The organism is Tenacibaculum sp. UWU-22, assembly GCF_041021355.1.
Lineage (GTDB): Bacteria > Bacteroidota > Bacteroidia > Flavobacteriales > Flavobacteriaceae > Polaribacter.
The window spans coordinates 1-2,737 of the sequence record NZ_JBFNGP010000013.1 but is presented as its reverse complement, the minus strand read 5'-3'; the positions used below and the strand labels follow the sequence as shown (position 1 = coordinate 2,737).

Annotated in this window: 5 protein-coding genes; all 5 read left to right on the top strand. The window is 33.9% G+C overall.

What is annotated here, in order from left to right; all coding sequences use genetic code 11:
- Positions 1 to 162: 162 nt before the first annotated feature.
- On the top strand, positions 163 to 678 hold the full coding sequence (locus tag AB2B44_RS10550; protein WP_369049548.1) for an HXXEE domain-containing protein: 516 nt from the start codon (positions 163 to 165) through the stop codon (positions 676 to 678).
- The gene (locus tag AB2B44_RS10545; protein ID WP_369049547.1) at positions 641 to 904 is read left to right on the top strand and encodes a hypothetical protein; all 264 of its coding nucleotides are present in this window, start codon (positions 641 to 643) and stop codon (positions 902 to 904) included. The genes AB2B44_RS10550 and AB2B44_RS10545 overlap by 38 nt, the downstream gene beginning before the upstream one ends.
- Positions 879 to 1,541, top strand: a complete 663-nt coding sequence (locus AB2B44_RS10540) for a class I SAM-dependent methyltransferase (RefSeq protein WP_369049546.1) — start codon at positions 879 to 881, stop codon at positions 1,539 to 1,541. Before AB2B44_RS10545 ends, AB2B44_RS10540 begins: the two co-directional genes overlap by 26 nt.
- A gap of 171 nt (positions 1,542 to 1,712) precedes the next feature.
- Positions 1,713 to 2,108, top strand: coding sequence for a VOC family protein (locus AB2B44_RS10535; RefSeq protein ID WP_369049545.1), 396 nt, complete (start codon positions 1,713 to 1,715; stop codon positions 2,106 to 2,108).
- The gene (locus tag AB2B44_RS10530; RefSeq protein ID WP_369049544.1) at positions 2,105 to 2,491 is read left to right on the top strand and encodes a YdeI family protein; all 387 of its coding nucleotides are present in this window, start codon (positions 2,105 to 2,107) and stop codon (positions 2,489 to 2,491) included. The genes AB2B44_RS10535 and AB2B44_RS10530 overlap by 4 nt, the downstream gene beginning before the upstream one ends.
- Positions 2,492 to 2,737: the final 246 nt, after the last annotated feature.

The following is a 2,737-nucleotide window of genomic DNA, read 5'->3' as shown; positions in this document are numbered from 1 at the left end:
TTGCTAACAACGGCTATAAGCAATTGGGGTGAAAGTGATAAAACAAAAGTATAAACATATAACAAAGGTCGGTGCTTAACCGAAAGTTAGTGCTTAAAATCCCCAACTGCTCATAGCCCAACCGTTGGCGGTCATTTAACAAAAAACTCGCTGAAACAAAAAATGGAATTAAAAACTTTGATAATGTTGCTTCCCTTTGCTTTTACGCTTCATAACTTTGAAGAAGTTTTAGGAATGGAAAAATGGACAAAATCAATTCCATCATATATTCATAAACCAGTAACAACAAGACAATTTGGAATTGCTGTGCTTTTGTTTTCGATTCTTGGATTTATTATCACTTATACAAAAATTTATTTTCAAACTGAAAAGGACTATTATTTCGTAATTACTGGATTTGCAGGAATGATATTCCTCAACGTCTTTTTACCACATTTACTCGCTACAATCCTCTTGAGAAAATACTCTCCCGGAATAATCACAGGACTTTTTATCAATCTGCCTTTAACAGTATTAATTTTGAATAAAATGACCCATTCCCAAATTTTATCTGTTAAGCAACTCATTGTTACAATAGTTATTGGAGGATTAATAGGAGTGTTTTTAGCATTTACTTTTCTAAAAATTGGAAAACGAATAGATGAAAGATATAAAAAACGAACCGCCAACACTGTATAAGCATAATGCGGGCGAAAGTGTCAAATCGAAGTTTCGGGTTTCTATTCCGCCAAAGCTACGCTTTGACGTTTTGAAAAAGAAAGATAAAACGCAAAGCGTAGCTTTGGCTAACGTTCGTGCCAATCCAAAAAATTTCGACTCTGAAATCCCGCACTACGCTTATACTTCTCCGTTGTGCGTCATTAAGAACAAAATCCAAAATGGAAATATTAAAGAGAAACCTTAATGAAACTAAAACTAAAGTGAGCTACAAAAAAGTAGTTTGGTTTTATGATTTTTGGAGTTGGCTGACGGAGAGCAAAGCAGCAAAATACGTTGTTAAATATGCAGATGTAAAAGATGGAGAATCTATATTGGAAGTAGCCTGTGGGACAGGTCTGGTATTTAAACAACTTGTTGAGAAAAACCAGAATGGTAGAAATATTGGTATTGATTTATCACTAGATATGCTTCATAAAGCCAAAAAAAAATTAAAAGATTTACCAACAGGAGTTTATGAGTTACAAGAGGGCAATGTCCTTGATTTGAATTTTGATAACAATACATTTGACTTGGTGGTAAATAATTTTATGATAGACTTAATGCCCTATGACACATTTGATAAAATAGCAGAGGAATTTTATAGAGTAACAAAACCAAACGGAAGAGTTGTTATTTCAATATTCTCAAACGGAAAAAAGAAAGTAAATCGTTTTTGGTATTGGGTGGCAAAAAATTTCCCCAGTATATTGACAGGTTGTCGTCCTGTAACTTTCAAAGAAAACTTAGTTAAGGCAGGTTTTGAAATCGAAGAAAGTATAGATATAAGCCAAAATACTTTTCCGTCAGAAATAATTAAGGCAAAAAAAGCAACAAAAATATAAACAACGAACGCACAACAATGTATATAAAAAATAGGCGGATAAGTAATAAAATCAAGCATTATGGCTTGTATCAAACTTTGTGCTTAGCCGAAAGGTTGGTGCTTCGAAATCGCCTACTTTTCATATACTAAACGTTGTGCATAATGCGAAAAAAACACCGAAAATTAAAATATGTCATTAAAAGGAATAGCAACAATTAACTTCACAGCACATGACCTCGAAAAAGCCGAAAAGTGGTACTCGGAATTTTTGGGAGTTAATCCTTATTTCAAGACTAAAGGATATATTGAATTTCGTATTGGTGCATATCAGCAAGAATTGGGAATTATAGACAGCAATTTTTTGCAAAAAAAGGAGACAAACGAACCAAGTGGAGTAATAGTATATTGGCACGTTGATGATATAAATTCTGCTCTTGACAAATTAAAGTCAATGAATGCCAAAGTTCACCAGCCAATCATGGACAGGTCAAATGGTTTTTTCACGGCTTCAGTTATTGACCCGTTCGGAAATATTTTGGGAATTATGACCAACCCTCATTTTGCAGAAATCCTATCAAAAAAATGATAAAAACAATTGAAACGGTAGAATCAAGTCCGACTTTAAGAGTTAAGAATGTAAGCGAATGGCGGAATTGGCTTGAAAGAAATTGTGAAAAAGAGAAAATAATCTGGCTGATTGTTTATCATAAATCAAGTAAAACACCAAGTGTACATTGGCACGATGCGATTGAAAATGCACTTTGCTATGGTTGGGTTGACAGCAAGGCAAAAAAACGTGATAAGGAAAGCTGTTATCTGAAATTTACACCGAGAAACCCAAAAAGCAATTGGGGGAAACGAAGCAAAGAAAGAGCATTGCGGATGATTGAGCAAAATCTAATGACGGAACACGGACTAAACTTGATAAAAATTGCTAAAGAGAATGGAAAATGGAACAAAAATGAATAATGCACTATGCACAACACTGTATAACCGCAATTACGGCGGATTCGACTACGTCCGAATCCACTCGGAATTGCTAACGGTTGATATAAACTGAAATTTTGTATATTTAAATCCGTAACTGGCGGTTATACTAACACGTTGGGGCGTAATTTTCCTGCTACATCTGAAAATTTGTGTTTTTACCAAAATTTGGTATATTTGAGCAAATTAAAAATAGGAATGAAAAATACATCAATATCGTTAGGAAAT

Excerpts from the sequence above, each read along its gene's own strand:
- AB2B44_RS10550 (WP_369049548.1), top strand. The coding sequence starts at position 163 with ATGGAATTAAAAACTTTGATAATGTTGCTTCCCTTTGCTTTTACGCTT.
- AB2B44_RS10545 (WP_369049547.1), top strand. The coding sequence starts at position 641 with ATGAAAGATATAAAAAACGAACCGCCAACACTGTATAAGCATAATGCG.
- AB2B44_RS10540 (WP_369049546.1), top strand. The coding sequence starts at position 879 with ATGGAAATATTAAAGAGAAACCTTAATGAAACTAAAACTAAAGTGAGC.
- AB2B44_RS10535 (WP_369049545.1), top strand. The coding sequence starts at position 1,713 with ATGTCATTAAAAGGAATAGCAACAATTAACTTCACAGCACATGACCTC.
- AB2B44_RS10530 (WP_369049544.1), top strand. The coding sequence starts at position 2,105 with ATGATAAAAACAATTGAAACGGTAGAATCAAGTCCGACTTTAAGAGTT.